The following is a 20,089-nucleotide window of genomic DNA, read 5'->3' as shown; positions in this document are numbered from 1 at the left end:
TGGCCTTGCGCCGCCTGGACCGGCAGATCCGTGACAATGCCCTGAGCCGCCTGCATGAAGCCCCGCAGGAGTGGTTCCTCAGCCTGAATATCTCGCCACGCTGGATCACCCGCCTGCGCCCGGGCCAGGCGCTGCCGAGCCTGAAGCAATTGCAACTGCATAACGTCGACCCGCGCCGCATCGTGTTCGAGATCACTGAACTGGGCGGCGATATCCTGCGCCTGGCCGAAGTCGTCGAGCGCTACCGCGAGGCCGGCGCGCGGATTGCCATTGATGACTTCGGCGCCGGCTATTCGCAGCTGGACCGGGTGCTGGCCTTGCAGCCGGACATTCTCAAGCTGGACATGCGCCTGTTCCAGGCCGCGGCCCGCGGTGGCCCGAGCGGTGAGGTGGTACGGGCACTGGCGCAAATGGCGGAAAAAACCGGCTGCTGGATCATCGCCGAAGGGGTGGAAACCGAGGCCCAACTGAATTTCGCCCTGGAATGCGGTTCGCGTTATGTCCAGGGCTACCTGTTCGCCCAGGCCCAACTGGACTGGTTCGACACCGACGCATTCGTGCCGCGCTTCGCCCAGTTGCGCACCGGCTATGTCCAACAGAAGCTCGCCGAACGTGGCCGGATCATGCAACTGCGCCAGCAACTGGCGGAGCTGATGCAGATCCTGCAAACCTGGGCCCACACCCGCGCACCGCTGAGCCACCTGCCGCAATTGCCGGCGTTTCCCTGGCTGCTGCGTTTTTACCAGTGCGACCGGCATGGCACGCAACTGACACCCAACTTCGAATGGCACCAGGGCGCCTGGCAAGCCGACAGCCGCTACCTGGGCCACAACTGGTCATGGCGTCCGTATTTTTATCATCTGCTGGCCGAGGGTTGGGAGGAGCGGCGGCTGACCCTGTCCTCAACCTATCGCGATGCCACGACCAACCAGTACTGCCTGACTGCCGGACAATTCTTTGATAATGGTCAGCGCTTGCTGTTAATCGATATCGACGCCGCCGGCCTGTAGTTTTTCGCTTGCGAAGGCCTGGCTGAACCGGGAAGCTGGGAGCCGTCATTCACCGCACGGAGAGTACCCGCCTTGGATTGGCCCACCCTGCTTACCCGCGAACGCCTTGGAAAACCCCTGCACAGCCCGGAAGAACTGGGGCGCAGTCCGTTTCACAAAGACCATGACCGCATCATCTTTTCCGGTGCGTTTCGCCGCCTGGGCCGCAAGACGCAAGTGCACCCGGTGACCAGCAACGATCACATCCACACCCGGCTGACCCACTCCCTGGAAGTCAGTTGCGTGGGACGATCCCTGGGCATGCGCGTGGGCGAGACCATCCGCAGTGCCCTGCCCGACTGGTGCGACCCGAGCGACCTGGGCATGGTGGTGCAGTCGGCCTGCCTGGCCCATGACATCGGCAACCCACCCTTCGGCCATTCCGGCGAGGACGCGATCCGGCACTGGTTCCAGCAAGCTTCAGGCCGTGGCTGGCTGGATGACATGAGCAGCGCCGAACGCAATGACTTCCTCAATTTCGAAGGCAATGCCCAGGGCTTCCGGGTACTCACGCAACTGGAATACCACCAGTTTGATGGTGGCACCCGCCTGACCTACGCCACCTTGGGCACCTACCTGAAATACCCCTGGACCGCCCGCCACGCCGACTCCCTGGGCTACAAGAAACACAAGTTCGGCTGCTACCAGAGCGAACTGCCGATCCTGGAGCAGATCGCCCAGAAGCTCGGCTTGCCGCAGTTGGAAGAACAACGCTGGGCCCGGCACCCGCTGGTGTACCTGATGGAGGCGGCTGACGATATCTGCTACGCGTTGATCGACCTCGAAGACGGCCTGGAAATGGAGCTGCTGGAATACGCCGAGGTCGAGTCACTGCTGCTGGACCTGGTGGGCGACGACTTGCCGCAAACCTATCGGCAACTCGGCCCGCTGGATTCCCGGCGACGCAAGCTGGCGATCCTGCGAGGCAAGGCCATCGAACACCTGACCAACGCCGCGGCCCGGGCGTTCGTCGAACAACAGGACGCGCTGCTGGCCGGCACCCTGCCGGGGGACCTGGTGGAACATATGCACGGCCCGGCCAAGCGCTGCGTGCTGGATGCCAAGGACATGGCCCGCAAGAAGATCTTCCAGGACAAGCGCAAGACCCTGCATGAGATCGGCGCCTACACCACCCTGGAAATCCTCTTGAATGCCTTCTGCGGCGCGGCCCTGGAACAACATGGCGGTCGCACCCCGTCGTTCAAGAACCGACGCATCCTCGACCTGTTGGGCAATAGCGCCCCGGATCCCTCCTGGTCATTGCACGCGTCCTTCCTGCGCATGATCGACTTTATCGCCGGCATGACTGACAGCTACGCCAGCGAGATGGCCCGCGAGATGACCGGCCGCTCCAGCCCGCAATAAATCGGAGCCCTGGCTGATGGCCAGGGCGACTTTTCAAAGAATCGCCCTACGCACGGAACAGAGCGGCCTGATCGAAGTTCTTCCCCGCCGCGATGAATAATCGCGCGCCCTGACCGCAGTCTTTCGACCTGCTCCTGCGCCCGATAGCTGGCGGGCCCATTAACTTCTTACTACACGCCCTGGTGGAGCGTCTTCAGGGCTCTTGTCCATTCCATGGAAAAAACCATGCTCGAACAACTTCGCATCCTGTTGGTGGAGGATCACCCCTTTCAATTGCTGGCCACCCAATGCCTGCTACGAAACTATGGCTACCACGACCTGGCACTGGCCGAGAATGCAGAACAGGCAATGCGGCTGATGACACAAACCGACGTGCCATTCGATATTCTGCTCTGTGATCAATGTTTGCCCGACTTGCCTGGGCTGGAGTTGATTGAAATTGCCAACCGCAGAGGCTTTATAAGGTCCGCGATATTGCTCAGCGGCCTGCCCGTCAATGAACTGGAACACCTGATGGCCCAGGCATCCCGACGCAACTTTCCATTACTTGGCTATTTGTCGAAGCCGTTAAGCCACCTTGAGCTGAATGAACTCATACGCCAATCACGCCTTACTCGCTCAACAGAAAAGTAGGAAGTTAAACACCCGGGCAATCCGAAAACGCCTCTTTATAACGCTGCCCTCTCACGACCAGTTACTTTTAAATTCCACCCACGCAAAACTCTTACACCCAAACAACAAACACCTCACAGAGCGTAATCCCTTGCTTTTTTTGATGTAGGATTATTCTTGTTTTACGTTTGTTCCACATCAAGTTCATCCTCCTTCATTGCCATGTGAGCTAATGTGCCGACTTTATTTGCGCCTGTATGGAATTTGATCATGAACTCAGTTTTTATTATTGACGACCACCCCGTCATCCGACTTGCCATTCGGATGTTGTTAGAACACGAAGGCTATAAAGTAGTGGGAGAAGCCGATAACGGTTGTGATGCGATACAAATGGTCAAGGAGTGTCAGCCTGACCTGATTATCCTTGATATCGGCATTCCGAAACTCGATGGCCTGGAAGTGCTGTGCCGGTTCAACGCAATGAGTACGCCGACCAAGACGTTGATACTCACTGCCCAGACCCCCAAGCTCTTTGCTACCCGGTGCATGCGCTCCGGTGCCGATGGCTATGTGTGCAAGGAAGGTGACTTGAGCGAACTGCTCAGTGCCATCAGGGCGGTCTTGTCAGGTTACAACTACTTCCCGAGCCAGGCCCTTAACGGCAGCACTAACGAAACGGATAACAATGAAGAGCTTGAACTGTTCAAAGTCGTCAACGATCGTGAACTCATGGTATTACAACTTTTTGCCCAAGGCCGGACAAACAAGGAAATCGCCAAGGGCATGTTTCTCAGCAACAAAACCGTCAGCACTTACAAAAAAAGGCTCATGCAAAAACTGAAAGCCAAATCCTTGGTAGAACTTATCGAGATGGCAAAACGTAACGCGCTAGTGTGAGAAATCGGATGCCCAGGCGATTAAAGGACTATCTAATCATATTGAGTATCGGGGTGTGCCTCAGCACTTCCGTGCCTGCCGAACAAACTGTTCCCGAGCAATATTCCCTGCTGGGGCGTGCCGGTGCCGTTCAACTGGACACCCCCCTGAACAAGACACAGCGCCAGTGGCTGCAGAACAAACGGGAACTGATACTGGGCACCTCTGCACCCGACTATCCGCCCTTCGACATCACCTCCAGCGGGCGTGATTATGAAGGGCTGACTGCCGATTACGCCGGGCTGCTGGCCAGGACACTGGCGATACCGCTCACCGTGTTGCGCTACTCCTCCCGTGAAGCCGCGATCCAGGCGCTGGCAAACGGCGAAATCGATTTTCTGGGGTCTGCCAACGGTTTTGAAGCGGCGAATCCCGACATCGTCCTGTCACTGCCCTACGCAGTGGATCAGCCGGTACTGGTGACCCGTGAAGGTGAGAACCGCGACCTTGGCGACGGCCTGGCCGGCCTGCGCCTGAGTCTTGTCTACCATTACCTGCCCATGGACGAAGTGCAGGCGCTGTACCCCAAGGCGACCATCCACGCCTACCCGTCCTATCAAAATGCCTTGAATGCCGTGGCATTCGACCAGGCTGACGTATTCCTGGGCGACACCATTTCCACTCACTACATGATCAACAAGGGCTACCTGAAAAATATCCGCATGGCCAACTTCGGCAAGCACGAGGCCCACGGGTTCAGCTTCGCCTTGCGCAAGGATCAACCCATTCTCCTGAGTATCATCGACTCAGTGCTCGATGGCGTATCAACCTATGAACGTGACAGCATCGCCAAGCGCTGGAGTGCGGGCAGCGACATTCTGCTGACCGACCGCAAGCTGCAACTGAGCCTGCGCGAAGAGCGCTGGCTCAAGGACAACCCCGTGGTGAAGGTGGTGGTCAATGAAACCCTCGCCCCCCTGACGTTCTTCGATACCGACGGCAACTTCCGAGGCATCACCGCCGACCTGCTGGAGCTGATCCGCCTGCGAACCGGCCTGCGCTTCGAGATTCAACACGTGCGTGACGTCGCCAACATGATGGAACTGGTGCAGACCGGCGCAGCCGACATCATCGGCGCAATTACCCCCAGTACCGGGCGCGAGTCCCAGTTGAACTTCAGCCGCCCCTACCTGGAAAACTCCTACGTATTACTGACCCGTAAAGAGCCGGGCGCGCCCACAAGCCTTCAAGAACTGGCCGGCAAGCGCCTGGCGATTACCCAGGGCAATCAGCTGGAAAAATTCCTGCAGCAGGCATTTGCCCAGATAAACCTGGTGGAAACCGGGGATACCTTCAAGGCATCGGAATTGCTGGCACAGGGGCAAGTCGACGGCGCAGTGAACCCTTTGGTGATCGCCAACTACCTGCTTTCTTCTCCGGCATTCCAGGACAAACTGCAGATCAGTTCCAGCATCGGCACGTTGCCTGCGACGTTTGCCCTGGCGACGTCCCGACACGCCACGGAGCTGAGTTCGATCCTGGACAAGGCACTGCTGAGTATCGCCCCGGATGAGATGGCGGCGATCAACAGCCGCTGGCGCGGCTACAACGCAGCGTCCGATGGCTACTGGCGCAATTACCATCGCCTGATTGCCCAGATCATCATCGGCACCGGGCTGCTGCTGTTGATTTCCCTGGCCTGGAACGGCTACCTGCAGCGCCAGATCAAGCACCGAAAACTGGCCGAGCGCGCCCTTAACGACCAGTTCGAGTTCATGCGGGCGCTGGTCAATGAAACGCCCCATCCGATCTACGTACGCGACCACAACGGCTATCTGCAGACCTGCAACGACAGCTACCTGCAGACGTTCGACATCAAGCGTGAAGACGTCATCGGCAAAAGCATCACGCAGATGAGCATGGCCCTTGAGACGGAGGCGGCGCAGTACCATGCCGACTACCAGCGGGTAGTGGCCGAGGGTAAACCGTTGATCCTTGATCGCACCCTGCACGTGCACGGGAAAAAACTCACGATCTACCACTGGATCCTCCCCTACCGCGACTCCGTGGGCGAGGTCCAGGGCATCATTGGCGGCTGGATCGATATCAGCGAACGGCGCCAGTTGTTCGACGAACTGCGCGCCGCCAAGGAACGCGCCGACGAGGCCAATCGCGCGAAAAGTACGTTCCTGGCCACCATGAGCCACGAAATCCGCACGCCGATGAACGCCGTCATTGGCATGCTGGAATTGACACTCAAGCGCGCCGATCAGGGTCATCTTGATCGCCCTGCGATCGAGGTCGCCTACAACTCGGCCAAGGACCTGCTGGAGTTGATTGGCGACATTCTGGACATTGCACGTATCGAGTCCGGTCGATTGAGCCTGGCCCCGGAGCGGGTCAACCTGCGCGAAGTCATCGAGTCGGTGGTCCGCGTGTTCGATGGCCTGGCGCGCCAGAAAACCCTGAGCCTGGTGCTGGAGTTCACCCCCGATGTCGAGGATACCGACGTACTGATCGACCCTCTGCGGTTCAAGCAGGTGCTCTCGAACCTGGTGAGCAATGCGATCAAGTTCACTGAACGCGGGCAGGTGAAGATCAAGGTGCAGCTGAAGGCGACCGGGCAACCTCAACAGATCGAGATGAAACTGGTAGTGGAGGACACCGGCATCGGGATCAATCGCGAAGACCAGCTACGCCTGTTCGAGCCGTTCGCCCAGGCCGACAACTCCGGGCACCTGGCCAGGAGCGGCGCCGGCCTTGGCCTGGTGATCTGTCGCAGCCTGTGCGCCATGATGGGCGGGCAATTGAGCCTGAGCAGCGTGCCCATGGTAGGCACCCAGGTCCACGTCAGCCTGAAGATGACCAGCCTGCCGCCGGTCAAGGCCGTAGACAAGCTCGAACCGGCCGCAGCCACGCCGGCGCCAGTACTCAACGTGCTGGTGGTGGATGACCATCCGGCCAACCGCTTGCTGATGTGCCAGCAACTGGGGTTCCTGGGGCATCAGTTCACCGCGGCCCATCATGGTGCTGCGGGGTTCCAGGCCTGGCGCCAGGAACACTTCGACCTGGTCATTGCCGACTGCAATATGCCGATCATGAACGGCTACGAATTGAGTCACTCCATTCGCGAGTATGAGGAGCGCGAGCAGAAAACCCCGTGCGTGATACTCGGCTTCACCGCCAACGCGCAGCCCGAGGAGAAACAACGCTGCTTTGACGCCGGCATGAATGACTGCCTGTTCAAACCCATCAGTCTTACTGCGCTGGAACAGCACCTGGCGCAGGTCGATCCGCTGCCCACCCGCAACGTGTTTACCCTGCAAAGCCTGGACGCGATGACGGGCGGTGACCCACAGTTGAGCCGGCGTTTGCTCGAGGAGTTGCTCAGCAGCAGCCGGAATGATCGGGTCGAGCTGATGGCCATGCTGGCACGGCAAGCCGCGCCCGGCGACCTGATCGACCAGGCCCACAAGATCAAGGGCGCCGCCCGGATCATCCAGGCCGATACCTTGTCCGGACAATGCGAAGCGTTGGAGCAGGCGTGTGGCGAACGCGAGACACCACACGTTATCGAGGCGGGCATCAAGGCAATAGAGAAATCCATGCTTGAGCTGGAGAGGATGCTGCAGATGCAACTGGACGTGCTGGACTGTCGATAGCCTGCAGGAGCGAACTTGCTCGCTCCTGCAGGAGACTCACCCCATCAACAATCGGTCAACCGCAGGAAAATCGCCGCCAACTGCTCGATGCCGGCCTGATCCTGCGGGGTAAACCGCGACAGCGATGGGCTGTCCAGGTCGAGCACACCAATCAAGCGCCCGTCCTTGACCAACGGGACGACCAACTCGCTGTTGGACGCACTGTCACAGGCGATATGCCCCGGGAATGCATGCACGTCTTCCACCCGCTGGGTTTGCCGCGAGGCCGCTGCCGCGCCGCACACACCGCGACCAAACGGAATGCGCACACAGGCGATCTGCCCCTGGAACGGCCCGAGCACCAGCTCTTCATTGCGGTTGAGGTAGAAGCCTGCCCAGTTCAGATCATCCAGCTGGTTGAACAGGAACGCAGAAAACTGCGCGGCATTGGCAATGAAATCCCGCTCATCCGCCAACAGCGATTCCAGCTGCGCATGCAGCATGGCGTAGCCATCGAGGCCGGTTCCAGCCTGTTGCAAATCAATCATGGTTGACGCTCCAACAACTTGAGGCCCACCCAGTAGCGGGCGAACTGATAGGCACAACGGCCGTTGCGATTACCGCGCCCGGTGGCCCAGCGCACGGCGAGGATGTCCAACTCTTCATCGCGTTGCCACTGCAGACCGGCCTTGCTCGCCAACTCACCGATCCAGTGCTCGACCACATCCAGGAAGTGCTCCTGATTGAACGGGTAAAACGACAGCCACAAACCGAAACGGTCAGACAGGGCAATCTTGTCCTCCACCGCTTCGTTGGGATGCAGCTCGCCGTCTATGGTCTTCCAGTTCTCGTTATCGCTCTGGTTCTCGGGCACCAGGTGACGACGATTGGAGGTGGCATACAACAGGACGTTTTCCGGCGCCTGCTCCAGGGAGCCGTCGAGTACGCTCTTGAGCACACGATAATCGCTCTCGCCGGCTTCGAAAGACAGGTCATCGCAGAACAACACAAAGCGTTGTGGTAATTTGATCAGTTGCTCGACCACCCGCGGCAAGTCCGCCAGGTGATCGCGCTCGATTTCGATCAGGCGCAGCCCGGCCTTGGCGTGCTGGGCCAGCAAGGCGCGCACCATGGACGATTTACCGGTGCCGCGCGAGCCCCAGAGCAGCGCATGGTTGGCCGGCAGGCCGTCGAGAAACTGTTGGGTGTTACGTGCCAATTGTTCGCGCTGTTTATCCACGCCGATCAGGTCGGACAGGCGCATATCCAGGCTGACTTCCAGTGGCAATAAAAAGCCGCTGCGACCTTCGCGCTGCCAACGGGCAGCCAGGCAATGGTTCCAGTCAACGGCTTCGCGCGGGGCAGGCAACAAGGGCTCCAGGCGAGCCAGTACCGCGTCGGCACGCTCAAGAAAGGCATTCAATCGAGAATCCACGACTATTCCTCTGGCAAGTTCTTGTAAAAGATGGCGTATTGGCAACCCTGAGGCAGACCGTGCAGGGCTGCACCGAATAAAATCGATTCATGCCGGGCAAGTTTGAGCCTGTGGATGTTCAGCTATGCTTGCCGGGCGAAAGGAAACGTAAAGTGGTACAGCACCCGATGGATATCAAGTTCGCCCACCGCTTGTCTTATAAACAAGCCAGACTGACAGTGCTGGTCGGATTCGTCTTGGGAACCTTGCTCAGCCTGATACAGATTGGGATTGATTATGCCAGCGAAGACGCTTCCATCAACCGGGAAATACGTGCGCTGATTGAAATCAGCCATAACCCGGCTTCGCGCATCGCCTACAACATCGACGCCGAGCTGGCCCAGGAACTGACGCTGGGCCTGCTGCACTCCCCCGCCATCACCCATGCACAACTGGTCGACAACAATGGTTTGGTGCTGGCCGATGTCCATCGCCCGCGCAAGGAAAGCACCTACCGGCCCATCAGCGACTTCCTGTTTGGCGCCAACCGCCAATTCGAAGATCGGCTCTACCTCGCCCACATGCCCAACGATTCCCTCGGTGTACTGCGTCTTGACGTAGACACCTACGCGTTCGGCAGCCGCTTCCTGCACCGCGCCGAGATCACCCTGCTCAACGGCTTCGCCCGCAGCCTGATCCTCACCGGCATTCTGTTGGCGCTTTTCTACGTGATGCTGACCAAGCCGCTGGTGCGCATTATCCGCGAGCTGAGCTCACGCAAGCACGAGCGCCTGGACTGCCCGCCGGGGCACGAGCACGACGAGATCGGCGTACTGGTCAACGTCGCCAACCAACAGTTTGAAAACATGGAGACTGAAATCCAGCAACGCCGGCATGCTGAAAATCGCCTGACCGAATACCTCGGCCAACTGGAAGACATCGTCTCCGCCCGCACCACCGAGCTCAAGGCGATCAATCATCGGCTGACGCTGTCGAACGACGAGCTGGAAGCGGCGAAGATGACGGCCCTGGGCATGGCCCAGGCACGGGCGGCGTTCCTGGCCAACATGAGCCATGAAATCCGTACACCGCTGAACGGCCTGCTGGGGATGATCGCCCTCTCCCTCGACAGCCCGCTGAACGGCGAGCAACGCCAGCAACTGTCGATCGCCCATGACTCCGGCAAAGTACTGGTGGAGCTACTCAACGATATCCTCGACCTGTCGAAGTTCGACGCCGGCCAACTGGAACTGGAAAGCATCCCGTTCGACCTCGGTTCACTGGTGGAAGACACCGCCAACCTGCTCTCGCAAAACGCCGCGCCCAGCGTGGAGCTGACGTGCCTGATCGACCCGCAGTTTCCCGCCCAGGTGCTGGGCGACCCGACGCGGGTACGGCAGATTGTCAGCAATTTGCTGTCCAACGCCCTGAAGTTCACGCGTTTCGGCCGGGTGGATGTACGCCTCAGTGCCCAGGCCGGCCGGGTCAGGATCGAGGTGTGCGACACCGGTATCGGGATCGCCCAGGATGCCCAGGTCAAGATTTTCCAGCCGTTCACCCAAGCCGGTGCGGGCATCACCCGCCAGTTCGGCGGGACAGGCCTGGGCCTGGCGCTGACCCACAACCTGTGCGAAGCCATGAAGGGCCGCCTGAGCATCAGCTCGGAAGCTGGCTTTGGCAGCCAGTTCTGTGCCGACCTGCCCTTGCCGACCCACTTGCCGGCGGTGCGCCTGGCGCCTTTGGCTGGAGATGTAATCGCCATCACCAGCACCAGCAGCGGGCTGGCAGAACTCCTCACCAGCCTGCTGCCGAGTTGGGGCCTGGCTCCGCGCTGTTATTCCATCGACGATGACTTGAGCGGGCAGAAGCCCGACCTGCTGATCACCGACTGCCCCGAATGCCTGTTCCGCCTGCGCCCGATGATCACCGCCCCGATCCTGGTGGTAACCGCCTACGGCAACTTCATGCCCAGCGAAGAAGTCGCGGCCCTGGCCCCCTTGCAGCAACAGGCCCGCCCCCTGAGCCGCACCGCGCTGTACCAGGTCCTGCAACGCAACTTGCGCACCGATCCGGACCTGGTCCTGGACCTGATCCAGCTGGAAACCGGCCCCCTCGCCCACCGGGCGCGCATCCTGCTGGTGGAGGACAACCCGGTCAATCAACTGGTGGCCAAGGGCATGCTCGGCAAGCTCGGGTGCGAGGTAATCGTCGCCGCCCACGGTGGTGAAGCCCTCAAGCTGCTGGAAGAGCAAGGCTTCGACATGGTGTTGATGGACTGCAATATGCCGGTGATGGATGGCTATGAGGCCAGTCGGCAGATCCGCCGCAGCGGGCGCTGGCCGGACTTGCCGATCGTCGCCTTGACGGCCAACGCCATGTCCGAGGAACGCGAGCGCTGCCGGGCTGCGGGCATGAACGATTACCTGGCCAAGCCGTTTCGCCGGGAAGAACTCAAGGCCTTGCTCGATCTGTGGGTGCCGACTACGACAAGTCTTTGATCTGGCGCAACAGCTGATCCAGACCGTCACGCAAGGCATCGGCCTGGTTCAGATCAACGCCGCTGTCACACAACAGGCGGGCCTTCAGCGGCTGCACCCGATCGCGCAGGTGCCGGCCTTCATCGGTCAGGCTCAGGTGCACTTCACGCTCATCCAGCGCACTGCGCTGACGCCGCACCAGGGTAAGCTGCTCCAGGCGCTTGAGCAGTGGCGTCAGCGTGCCGGAATCCAGCAGCAGGCGCTCGCCCAGGGCCTTGACCGTAGGCTGCGACACCGCTGCAGCCTGCCATTCCCACAGCACCAGCATCACCAGGTATTGCGGATAGGTCAGGCCCAACTGATCGAGCATCGGCTTGTAGGCCCGGGTGACTGCGCGGGAGGCGGCGTAGAGCTTGAAGCACAGTTGGTCGTCGAGGGCCAGGGACAGGTCGGTCATTTGAGCAGGGCTTCGATCTCTTGGGTCAGGTCCTGGGGCTTGGTGGTCGGGGCGAAGCGCTTGACCACCTGGCCGTCGCGACCGATCAGGAACTTGGTGAAGTTCCACTTGATGCCCTTGGAGCCCAGCAATCCCGGGGCCTGCTTTTTGAGCTGTACGAACAATGGGTGGGCATCGCTGCCGTTGACGTCAATCTTCTTGAACAGCGGGAAACTGACACCAAAGTTCAGCTCGCAAAACTCCGAAATGGCGCCTTCGTTGCCCGGCTCCTGCTTGCCGAACTGGTTGCAGGGAAAGCCCAATACCACCAGGCCCTGGTCCTTGTAATGCTGCCAGAGCTCCTCAAGCCCCTTGTATTGCGGGGTGAAGCCGCACTTGCTGGCAGTGTTGACCACCAGAATCGCCTTGCCGGCGAAATCGGCCAAGGTCTTTTGCTCACCCTTGATGGTGGTGCAAGGGATGCTCAGCAGGTTGTCGCTCATGGCAGTGCCTCTACAGAGATAAGAAGGACTGAACGATAGTAGGCAATTCAATTGTGTGCAATTTAATTGGCGGGACTTATGCCTTGATATAACGGCCCCTGCGGGCACGAAGCCCGCAGGAGCTTGACGGCTCAGCGCGGTACCAGGTCCAGGCACACCGAGTTGATGCAGTAACGCAAACCGGTCGGTGGCGGTCCGTCCGGGAACACGTGGCCCAGGTGCGCATCGCACTTGGCGCAGGTGACTTCGGTGCGGATCATGCCGTGGCTGACGTCCCGGATCTCGACCATGGCCTGCTCGGCGATCGGCTCGTAGAAGCTGGGCCAGCCGCAGCCGGAGTCAAACTTGGCCCTGGAATCGAACAGCGGCTCATTGCAGCAGATGCAGTGGTAGACGCCGTCGGTCTTGGTGCCGTTGTACTTGCCGCTGAACGGTCGCTCGGTGCCTTTGAGGCGGCACACGTTGTACTGCTCCGGGTCGAGCATGGCTTTCCATTCTTCAACGGTTTTCTGCAACTTTTCCATCGGTACACCTCGGCAACTGAAAAAGCCTGATCTGTGTCTTTTCCATGGATCAGGCGGCACGTATGATTGCGCCTCTTCAAAGCGCCAGTCTGGCACCCGCGTTACCGGCATTCAAACGTATTTATGGGTCAGGCCAACGCAGGATTCTCAGCACGGTAGTCTTCACACCGTCTGGATCGTTCATTTTCAGGATCACATCGCCATGCAGGTCAGCAAATCGAACAAGCTCGCCAACGTCTGCTACGACATTCGCGGCCCGGTGCTCAAGCACGCCAAACGCCTGGAAGAGGAAGGCCATCGCATCCTCAAGCTGAACATTGGCAACCCGGCACCCTTTGGTTTCGAAGCGCCGGACGAAATCCTCCAGGACGTGATCCGCAACCTGCCTACCGCCCAGGGCTACAGCGACTCCAAAGGCCTGTTCAGCGCGCGCAAGGCCGTCATGCAGTACTACCAGCAGAAGCAGGTTGAAGGTGTCGGCATCGAAGACATCTACCTGGGCAACGGCGTGTCCGAGCTGATCGTCATGTCCATGCAGGCCCTGCTCAACAACGGCGACGAAGTGCTGGTTCCGGCTCCCGACTACCCGCTGTGGACCGCCGCCGTAACCCTGGCCGGTGGCCATCCGGTGCATTACCTGTGTGACGAAGGCGCCGACTGGTTCCCGGACCTGGCCGACATCAAGGCCAAGATCACCCCGAACACCAAGGCCCTGGTGATCATCAACCCGAACAACCCCACCGGCGCCGTCTACTCCAGGGAAGTGTTGCTGGGCATGCTCGAACTCGCGCGCCAGCACAACCTGGTGGTGTTTTCCGATGAGATCTACGACAAGATCCTCTACGACGACGCCGTGCACATCTGCACCGCCTCCCTGGCGCCGGACCTGTTGTGCCTGACCTTCAACGGGCTGTCTAAATCCTACCGGGTGGCGGGCTTCCGTTCCGGCTGGATCGCCATTTCCGGCCCCAAGCACAATGCCCAGAGCTACATCGAGGGCATCGACATGCTGGCCAACATGCGCCTGTGTGCCAACGTGCCGAGCCAGCACGCCATCCAGACCGCACTGGGCGGCTACCAGAGCATCAACGACCTGGTGCTGCCACAAGGCCGCCTGCTGGAGCAGCGCAACCGCACCTGGGAACTGCTGAACGCGATTCCCGGCGTCAGTTGCGTCAAGCCGATGGGGGCGCTGTATGCGTTCCCGCGGATCGACCCGAAAGTGTGCCCGATCCTCAACGACGAGAAGTTCGTGCTCGACCTGCTGCTGTCGGAAAAGCTGCTGGTGGTCCAGGGTACGGCGTTCAACTGGCCGTGGCCGGATCACTTCCGGGTGGTCACCCTGCCGCGGGTGGATGACCTGGAGATGGCCATTGGTCGCATCGGCAACTTCCTGAAGTCCTATCGCCAGTAATGGGCATTGCGCTGTACGGCCCACCCGTGGTCGTACAGCGATTATCTGGCAACACTTCTCTGCCCTGCGCGGGCGGTATCGCCTTTTACACCTGCCGGCTCCACCCTTGCTCGGGCATCACCCTATAATTACAGGGCTGCAAGGTAATGGGGCGAGGCTGCCGAGCCACACCAGGCCTCGGAAATTCCCTTCAAGGCTCTACATTCAGGCTGTAGGACACAGTTTGAAATAGTCCCCCGGTTGAATAGCCCCATGCCGCACCTTATATACCCCGCAGTACGCGACATATTAAGCATGAGGAGAATTCTACAACCATGATGCGCATTCTGCTGTTCTTGGCCACTAACCTGGCGGTCGTGCTGATTGCCAGCATCACGCTGAGCCTTTTCGGCTTCAATGGGATCATGGCGGCCAACGGGGTTGATCTGAACCTCAATCAGCTGCTGATCTTCTGTGCGGTCTTTGGTTTTGCCGGGTCGATTTTCTCGCTGTTCATCTCCAAGTGGATGGCGAAGATGAGCACCAGCACCCAGATCATTACCCAGCCACGCACCCGTCATGAGCAATGGCTGCTGCAGACCGTCGAGCAACTGTCCCGCGAAGCCGGGATCAAGATGCCTGAAGTCGGGATCTTCCCGGCCTATGAAGCGAACGCCTTTGCTACCGGCTGGAACAAGAACGACGCCCTTGTGGCCGTCAGCCAGGGCTTGCTGGAGCGGTTCTCGCCCGACGAAATCAAGGCGGTGCTGGCCCACGAGATCGGCCACGTGGCCAACGGTGACATGGTCACCCTGGCGCTGGTCCAGGGCGTGGTGAACACCTTCGTGATGTTCTTCGCGCGGATCATCGGCAACTTCGTCGACAAGGTGATCTTCAAGAACGAACAGGGCCAGGGCATGGCCTACTACGTGGCGACCATCTTCGCCGAACTGGTACTGGGCTTCCTCGCCAGCTCGATCGTGATGTGGTTCTCGCGCAAACGGGAATTCCGCGCAGACGAAGCCGGCGCACGCCTGGCCGGTACCGGCGCGATGATCAGCGCCCTGCAGCACCTGCGCTCCGAACAGGGCTTGCCGGTGCACATGCCGAACACCCTGACCGCCTTTGGCATCAACGGTGGCATCAAGCAGGGCATGGCTCGCCTGTTCATGAGCCACCCGCCACTGGAAGAGCGAATTGACGCACTGCGTCGTCGCGGCTGATAGCGACAAGAAGAAGGGGCGATTCAATCGCCCCTTTTTTGTGGGCGCTCTTCAGCGCCTGGCCAACCGGTACACCCGCTCGTCCAGGCGCGTGACGCCGCCCTGAACAAACTTCCAGCTGTCCCCCAGGATGTCCTGCTCCTGCAGCACATCCAGGCTCCACCGGCCGCCCAGGAGCAATTGCACTTCCTCATCGCTCACCGCGAACGGCGGGCCGGCCTTTTGCGATTGTTCATAGTCGAGGGTGATCAACAGGCCACGACTGCCTCCCGCCAGAATCCCATTCAAGTGCGCCGCATACTGCTCGCGCATCAACGGTGGCAGGGCAATCAGCGCTGCCCGGTCGTAAAGCGCTGTGCAACCAACCACGGCCCCGGCATCCAGGGCGAAGAAATCCCCGCACCACAGCTCGATGGAACCCGCCTGGAAAACTTTGAAAGCGCCGCGCTGGCTGACCTGCGGCATCAGCTCCTGCTCGCTGAAAAACTCTTCAACGGCCTTTTCCGACAACTCGACCCCGATCACCCGATGCCCGATGCTCGCCAGCCACACCAGGTCCAGGCTCTTGCCGCACAACGGCACCAGCACCTGCGCCCCGTTCGCCACGCCCAGGCCGGGCCAGTGACGCAGCAGGTAAGGATTCACTTCGGGCAAGTGGAAACCCGTCTGATTGCGCGCCCAACGCTCATGCCAAAATCCAGGTTCCATGATTCACCCTAAAACTTGATCAAATAGCGCTAAAACTTATATTAGATTTAGATCAATGATCTGATTGAAGATGGTCCCATCTTAACCCTCAGGACCCTACTCATGCTGCCCAGCCTGTTTATCTCCCACGGTTCGCCCATGCTTGCCCTGCAACCCGGTGCCAGTGGCCCGGCACTCAAGCGCCTGGCAGCCGAGCTGCCACGCCCCAAGGCCATTGTGGTGGTCTCGGCGCACTGGGAAAGCCAGGGGCTGCTCGTGACTGGCAGCGCCGCACCAGAGACCTGGCACGACTTTGGCGGCTTCCCACGGGAACTGTTCGCGGTGCAGTACCCGGCCCCCGGTGACCCGCAGTTGGCCGCCCAAATCGTGCAGTTGCTCAAGGCTGACGGCCTGGAAGCGCGCATTGATGATCAGCGCCCCTTCGACCACGGCACCTGGGTGCCCCTGTCGCTGATGTACCCGGCGGCCGATATCCCGGTGGTGCAGGTATCGCTGCCAAGCCGCATGGGCCCTGCCCTGCAAACCCGTGTCGGCCACGCACTGGCGAGCCTGCGGGAACAGGGCGTGCTGCTGATCGGCTCCGGCAGCATTACCCACAATCTCGGCGAACTGGACTGGCAGGCCGGGCCGGAGAGCATCGAGCCCTGGGCGCGGGATTTTCGCGATTGGATGGTCAGCAAACTGGCAGCCAACGATGAAGCCGCGCTGCACGACTATCGTCGCCAGGCACCTCATGCCGTGCGCAGCCACCCCAGCGACGAGCATTTGCTGCCACTGTATTTCGCCCGGGGCGCCGGCGGTGAATTCAGCGCAGCCCACCAAGGCTTCACCATGGGCGCGCTGGGCATGGACATCTACCGTTTCGCCTGATTGCAGGCAAAAAAAATCCCCGAACCAGTCGGGGATTTTTTATGTTCGATCAATCAGCCCGGGGGCGGATCAATCTTCGCGGTAGCGACGCAGCTTCAACTGCTTACCGGCAACGCGGGTGTCCTTCAGCTTGGTCAGGAGTTTCTCCAGACCATCTTCCGGCAGCTCCACCAGGGAGAAGCTGTCACGCACCTGGATGCGACCGATCGCTTCACGTGCCAGGCCACCCTCGTTGAGGATAGCGCCCAGCAGGTTCTTGGCAGCGATGCCATCACGCGCGCCCAGCGCGGTACGGCAGCGAGCACGGCCTTCAGCCAATGGAACCGGAGCACGACGCTCACGATCACCACGGTCCGGACGGTCGCCAGTACGCTCTGGACGATCACCGCGCGGAGCGTTGTTCGGCACCAGTGGACGTTCTTTCTCGATGGCAGCCAGGGTCAGGGCCTGACCGTTGGTAGCCTTGCGCAGCAGGGCTGCAGCCAGGGCACGCGGGGTGCAACCGATATCGGCAGTCAGGCGGTCCAGCAGGTCGCCGTGGGTCGATTCAGCATCAGCCACCAGTGGCGACAGGCTGTTGGTCAGTTTCTTGATGCGCGCATCGAGAACGGCCTGGGCATCCGGCAGGCGGACTTCGGCAACTTTCTGACCGGTTACACGCTCGATCACTTGCAGCATGCGGCGCTCACGTGGAGTCACCAGCAACAATGCACGACCTTCGCGACCAGCACGGCCGGTACGGCCGATACGGTGAACGTAGGACTCTGGATCGTAAGGCATGTCAACGTTGAACACGTGGGTGATACGTGGAACGTCGAGGCCACGGGCAGCAACGTCGGTCGCCACAACGATGTCCAGACGGCCATCCTTGAGGGAGTCGATCACGCGCTCACGCTGGTTCTGAGCAATGTCACCGTTCAGCGCAGCGGCTTTGTAGCCTTTGGCTTCCAGGGCGCTGGCCAGGTCCAGGGTCGCTTGCTTGGTGCGCACGAACATGATCAGGGCGTCGAAGTCTTCGACTTCCAGCAGGCTCAATACAGCCGAGGTCTTCTGGTCAGCGTGAACCAACAGGTGAGCCTGTTCGATCGCGGTAACGGTCTGAGTCTTGGTCTGGATCTTCACGTGTTGCGGATCGCGCAGATGGCGTTCGGCAATGGCACGGATCGACTGTGGCAGGGTAGCCGAGAACAGTACGGTCTGACGGGTTGCTGGCAGTGCCTTGAAGATGACTTCCAGGTCGTCCATGAAGCCCAGCTTGAGCATTTCGTCAGCTTCGTCCAGAACCAGGTGGTTCACGGTCGACAGCACTTTTTCGTCGCGACGCAGGTGGTCGCACAGACGGCCCGGAGTGGCGACAACGATCTGTGCGCCGTTACGGATTGCTTTCAGTTGTGGGCCCATAGGCGCGCCGCCGTAAACGGCCACAACGGTAACGCCCGGCATTTGCTTGGCGTAGGTTTCGAAAGCGGTTGCTACTTGCAGCGCCAACTCACGGGTTGGCGCCAGGATCAGGGCTTGCGGCTCGCGCTTGGCAGGATCGATGCAGTGCAGGATTGGCAGGGCGAACGCGGCGGTTTTACCGGTACCGGTTTGCGCTTGGCCAATCATGTCTTGGCCGGCCATGATGATCGGGATCGATTGCTGCTGAATAGCCGAAGGTTCTTCGTAGCCAGTCGCGATGACGGCAGCAAGAATGTTCGGGTTAAGATTAAAAGCGGCGAAGCCGCCGGTTTCCTGGGTCATGGGTCTGCCTCTAAGTGCATCCGCAAAGACCCATGCTCCAAAGCTGCGCATGCCGTGTTGAGACTCAAGAGTCGCCCTGGCTGCTTTGTCGGCGGGGATTTGCGAAAACGAATGAATGAAAAAGATTCGTCAAGGAAGAGTCCGCTGTGCGGACGTGCAGCCGAAGCTGACTTCGGGGAATTGCGCTACCTAAACGCGGCCCGGTTAAAGGCCGGCGCGCACTATACCGGAAATCGCTGAAAAAGGGAGCTTTTTTTATCGCAAACCGCAGGTAAACGCCTCTGCATCAAAGGCTTTGCGCATCCAGGCAGCAGGGTCTATTTTTCAAAGGCCCGGCCCTGTTGGTCATGACGCTTAAACGGTTCACCCTTAACAGCGGGCCCTTCGGTCCGAAACCTCCCTTTGCGCCCGAGGGCACACCCCATGAACCAAGCCACCAGCAGCCGCGTCAGCCGTGAACAGCAGGGTCATATCCTGTTGCTGGGCCTGGATCGCGTGGCCAAGCGCAATGCGTTCGACCTGGAATTGCTCAATGATTTGAGCCTGGCGTATGGCGAATTTGATCGCAATGAGCAAGCGCGGGTGGCCATTGTCTTCGGGCATGGCGATCACTTTACCGCCGGATTGGACCTGGCCAATGTGGGGCCCACGATGGCACAAGGCTGGCAACCGCCGCTGGGGGGTTGTGATCCGTGGGGCGTTTTCGCGGGGCCCCGGGTCAGTAAGCCGGTGATTGTTGCGGCTCAGGGGTACTGCCTGACCATTGGTATCGAGTTGATGTTGGCGGCGGATATCAATCTGTGTGCCAGCAATACCCGGTTTGCGCAGATGGAAGTGCAGCGCGGGATTTTTCCTTTTGGGGGCGCGACGTTGCGCTTTCATCAGATCGCGGGGTGGGGGAATGCCATGCGCTGGTTGCTCACGGGGGATGAGTTTGATGCCCATGAAGCGCTGCGGTTGGGGTTGGTGCAGGAGGTGATGGCCAGCGAGGATTTGTTGCCCCGGGCGGTGGCGCTGGCAAACCGCATTGCCCAGCAGGCGCCGCTGGGGGTGCAGGCCACGCTGATGTCGGCGCGTCAGGCACGGATCGAGGGGGAGACCGCGGCGGCGGCCGGGTTGCCCGTTTTGGTGAAGAAACTGCTGAATAGTGAGGATGCCAAGGAAGGTGTACGGGCGATGGTCGAGAAGCGGCCTGGGGTTTTTAAAGGCTGTTGATTGTGGAGGGGGGCTTGGGGCGGGGTACATATCCGTTATT

Annotated in this window: 17 protein-coding genes; 10 read left to right on the top strand and 7 right to left on the bottom strand. The window is 60.2% G+C overall.

The genetic code is table 11. From position 1 onward, the window contains the following. From HX846_RS16925 to HX846_RS16905, 5 genes are all read left to right on the top strand, one after another. On the top strand, positions 1-1,010 hold a 1,010-nt coding region (locus tag HX846_RS16925), incomplete at its 5' end, for an EAL domain-containing protein (RefSeq protein ID WP_178965753.1). Positions 1,011-1,082: 72 nt separating this feature from the next. After that, positions 1,083-2,414 (top strand): deoxyguanosinetriphosphate triphosphohydrolase, encoded by a 1,332-nt coding sequence (locus HX846_RS16920; RefSeq protein ID WP_003209075.1) that lies wholly within the window; start codon positions 1,083-1,085, stop codon positions 2,412-2,414. A 225-nt stretch (positions 2,415-2,639) separates the two neighbouring features. Continuing rightward, a complete protein-coding gene (locus HX846_RS16915) occupies positions 2,640-3,047 on the top strand; it encodes a response regulator (RefSeq protein ID WP_003209073.1) in 408 nt (135 codons plus the stop codon). A 249-nt stretch (positions 3,048-3,296) separates the two neighbouring features. Beyond that, the gene (locus HX846_RS16910) at positions 3,297-3,923 is read left to right on the top strand and encodes a response regulator transcription factor (protein ID WP_003209072.1); all 627 of its coding nucleotides are present in this window, start codon (positions 3,297-3,299) and stop codon (positions 3,921-3,923) included. Between the two features lie 8 nt (positions 3,924-3,931). After that, positions 3,932-7,564 (top strand): transporter substrate-binding domain-containing protein, encoded by a 3,633-nt coding sequence (locus tag HX846_RS16905; RefSeq protein ID WP_178965752.1) that lies wholly within the window; start codon positions 3,932-3,934, stop codon positions 7,562-7,564. 44 nt (positions 7,565-7,608) lie between these two features. On the opposite strand, the gene HX846_RS16900 is transcribed toward HX846_RS16905, so the two are convergent. Both HX846_RS16900 and HX846_RS16895 read right to left on the bottom strand, forming a co-directional pair. Further along, positions 7,609-8,091 (bottom strand): GAF domain-containing protein, encoded by a 483-nt coding sequence (locus HX846_RS16900; RefSeq protein WP_003209067.1) that lies wholly within the window; start codon positions 8,089-8,091, stop codon positions 7,609-7,611. Then, on the bottom strand, positions 8,088-8,978 hold the full coding sequence (locus HX846_RS16895) for an ATP-binding protein (protein ID WP_003209065.1): 891 nt from the start codon (positions 8,976-8,978) through the stop codon (positions 8,088-8,090). Before HX846_RS16895 ends, HX846_RS16900 begins: the two co-directional genes overlap by 4 nt. A gap of 167 nt (positions 8,979-9,145) precedes the next feature. Between HX846_RS16895 and HX846_RS16890 the strand changes: the two genes are divergently transcribed. Further along, positions 9,146-11,455 carry a response regulator gene (locus HX846_RS16890; RefSeq protein WP_178965751.1) on the top strand — a complete coding sequence of 770 codons (2,310 nt, stop codon included), beginning with the start codon at positions 9,146-9,148 and terminating at the stop codon, positions 11,453-11,455. On the opposite strand, the gene HX846_RS16885 is transcribed toward HX846_RS16890, so the two are convergent. The 3 genes from HX846_RS16885 to msrB form a co-directional block, all read right to left on the bottom strand. After that, entirely contained in the window at positions 11,439-11,891 is a 453-nt protein-coding gene (locus HX846_RS16885; RefSeq protein ID WP_087694772.1) for a MarR family winged helix-turn-helix transcriptional regulator, read from the bottom strand. The genes HX846_RS16890 and HX846_RS16885 overlap by 17 nt on opposite strands. Next, complete coding sequence (locus HX846_RS16880) at positions 11,888-12,373, bottom strand: glutathione peroxidase (RefSeq protein ID WP_003209061.1); 486 nt, start codon at positions 12,371-12,373, stop codon at positions 11,888-11,890. Before HX846_RS16880 ends, HX846_RS16885 begins: the two co-directional genes overlap by 4 nt. Positions 12,374-12,504: 131 nt before the next feature. Continuing rightward, positions 12,505-12,897 carry a peptide-methionine (R)-S-oxide reductase MsrB gene (msrB, locus tag HX846_RS16875; protein ID WP_003209059.1) on the bottom strand — a complete coding sequence of 131 codons (393 nt, stop codon included), beginning with the start codon at positions 12,895-12,897 and terminating at the stop codon, positions 12,505-12,507. A 202-nt stretch (positions 12,898-13,099) separates the two neighbouring features. Between msrB and HX846_RS16870 the strand changes: the two genes are divergently transcribed. Both HX846_RS16870 and htpX read left to right on the top strand, forming a co-directional pair. Then, entirely contained in the window at positions 13,100-14,311 is a 1,212-nt protein-coding gene (locus HX846_RS16870; protein WP_003209058.1) for a pyridoxal phosphate-dependent aminotransferase, read from the top strand. A gap of 314 nt (positions 14,312-14,625) precedes the next feature. Continuing rightward, positions 14,626-15,513 (top strand): protease HtpX, encoded by an 888-nt coding sequence (gene htpX / locus HX846_RS16865; protein ID WP_003209055.1) that lies wholly within the window; start codon positions 14,626-14,628, stop codon positions 15,511-15,513. A 51-nt stretch (positions 15,514-15,564) separates the two neighbouring features. Here the strand turns inward: htpX and HX846_RS16860 are convergent, their stop codons facing one another. After that, on the bottom strand, positions 15,565-16,221 hold the full coding sequence (locus tag HX846_RS16860) for a thiopurine S-methyltransferase (RefSeq protein WP_177028924.1): 657 nt from the start codon (positions 16,219-16,221) through the stop codon (positions 15,565-15,567). 102 nt (positions 16,222-16,323) lie between these two features. On the opposite strand from HX846_RS16860, the gene HX846_RS16855 reads away from it, so the two are divergent. Then, a complete protein-coding gene (locus HX846_RS16855; RefSeq protein WP_102368447.1) occupies positions 16,324-17,091 on the top strand; it encodes a class III extradiol ring-cleavage dioxygenase in 768 nt (255 codons plus the stop codon). 69 nt (positions 17,092-17,160) lie between these two features. On the opposite strand, the gene HX846_RS16850 is transcribed toward HX846_RS16855, so the two are convergent. Next, positions 17,161-18,834: a DEAD/DEAH box helicase gene (locus HX846_RS16850; protein ID WP_003209050.1), complete on the bottom strand. Its 1,674-nt coding sequence runs from the start codon at positions 18,832-18,834 to the stop codon at positions 17,161-17,163. Positions 18,835-19,257: 423 nt separating this feature from the next. Here HX846_RS16850 and HX846_RS16845 point away from each other — a divergent pair, with 423 nt between their 5' ends. Beyond that, positions 19,258-20,049, top strand: a complete 792-nt coding sequence (locus tag HX846_RS16845) for a crotonase/enoyl-CoA hydratase family protein (RefSeq protein WP_178965750.1) — start codon at positions 19,258-19,260, stop codon at positions 20,047-20,049. Positions 20,050-20,089 lie beyond the last annotated feature (40 nt).

This window comes from Pseudomonas sp. K5002 (genome assembly GCF_013386655.1).
GTDB lineage: Bacteria > Pseudomonadota > Gammaproteobacteria > Pseudomonadales > Pseudomonadaceae > Aquipseudomonas.
Note: the sequence above shows the minus strand (reverse complement) of the source record. Positions and strands in the feature narration are given on the sequence as shown.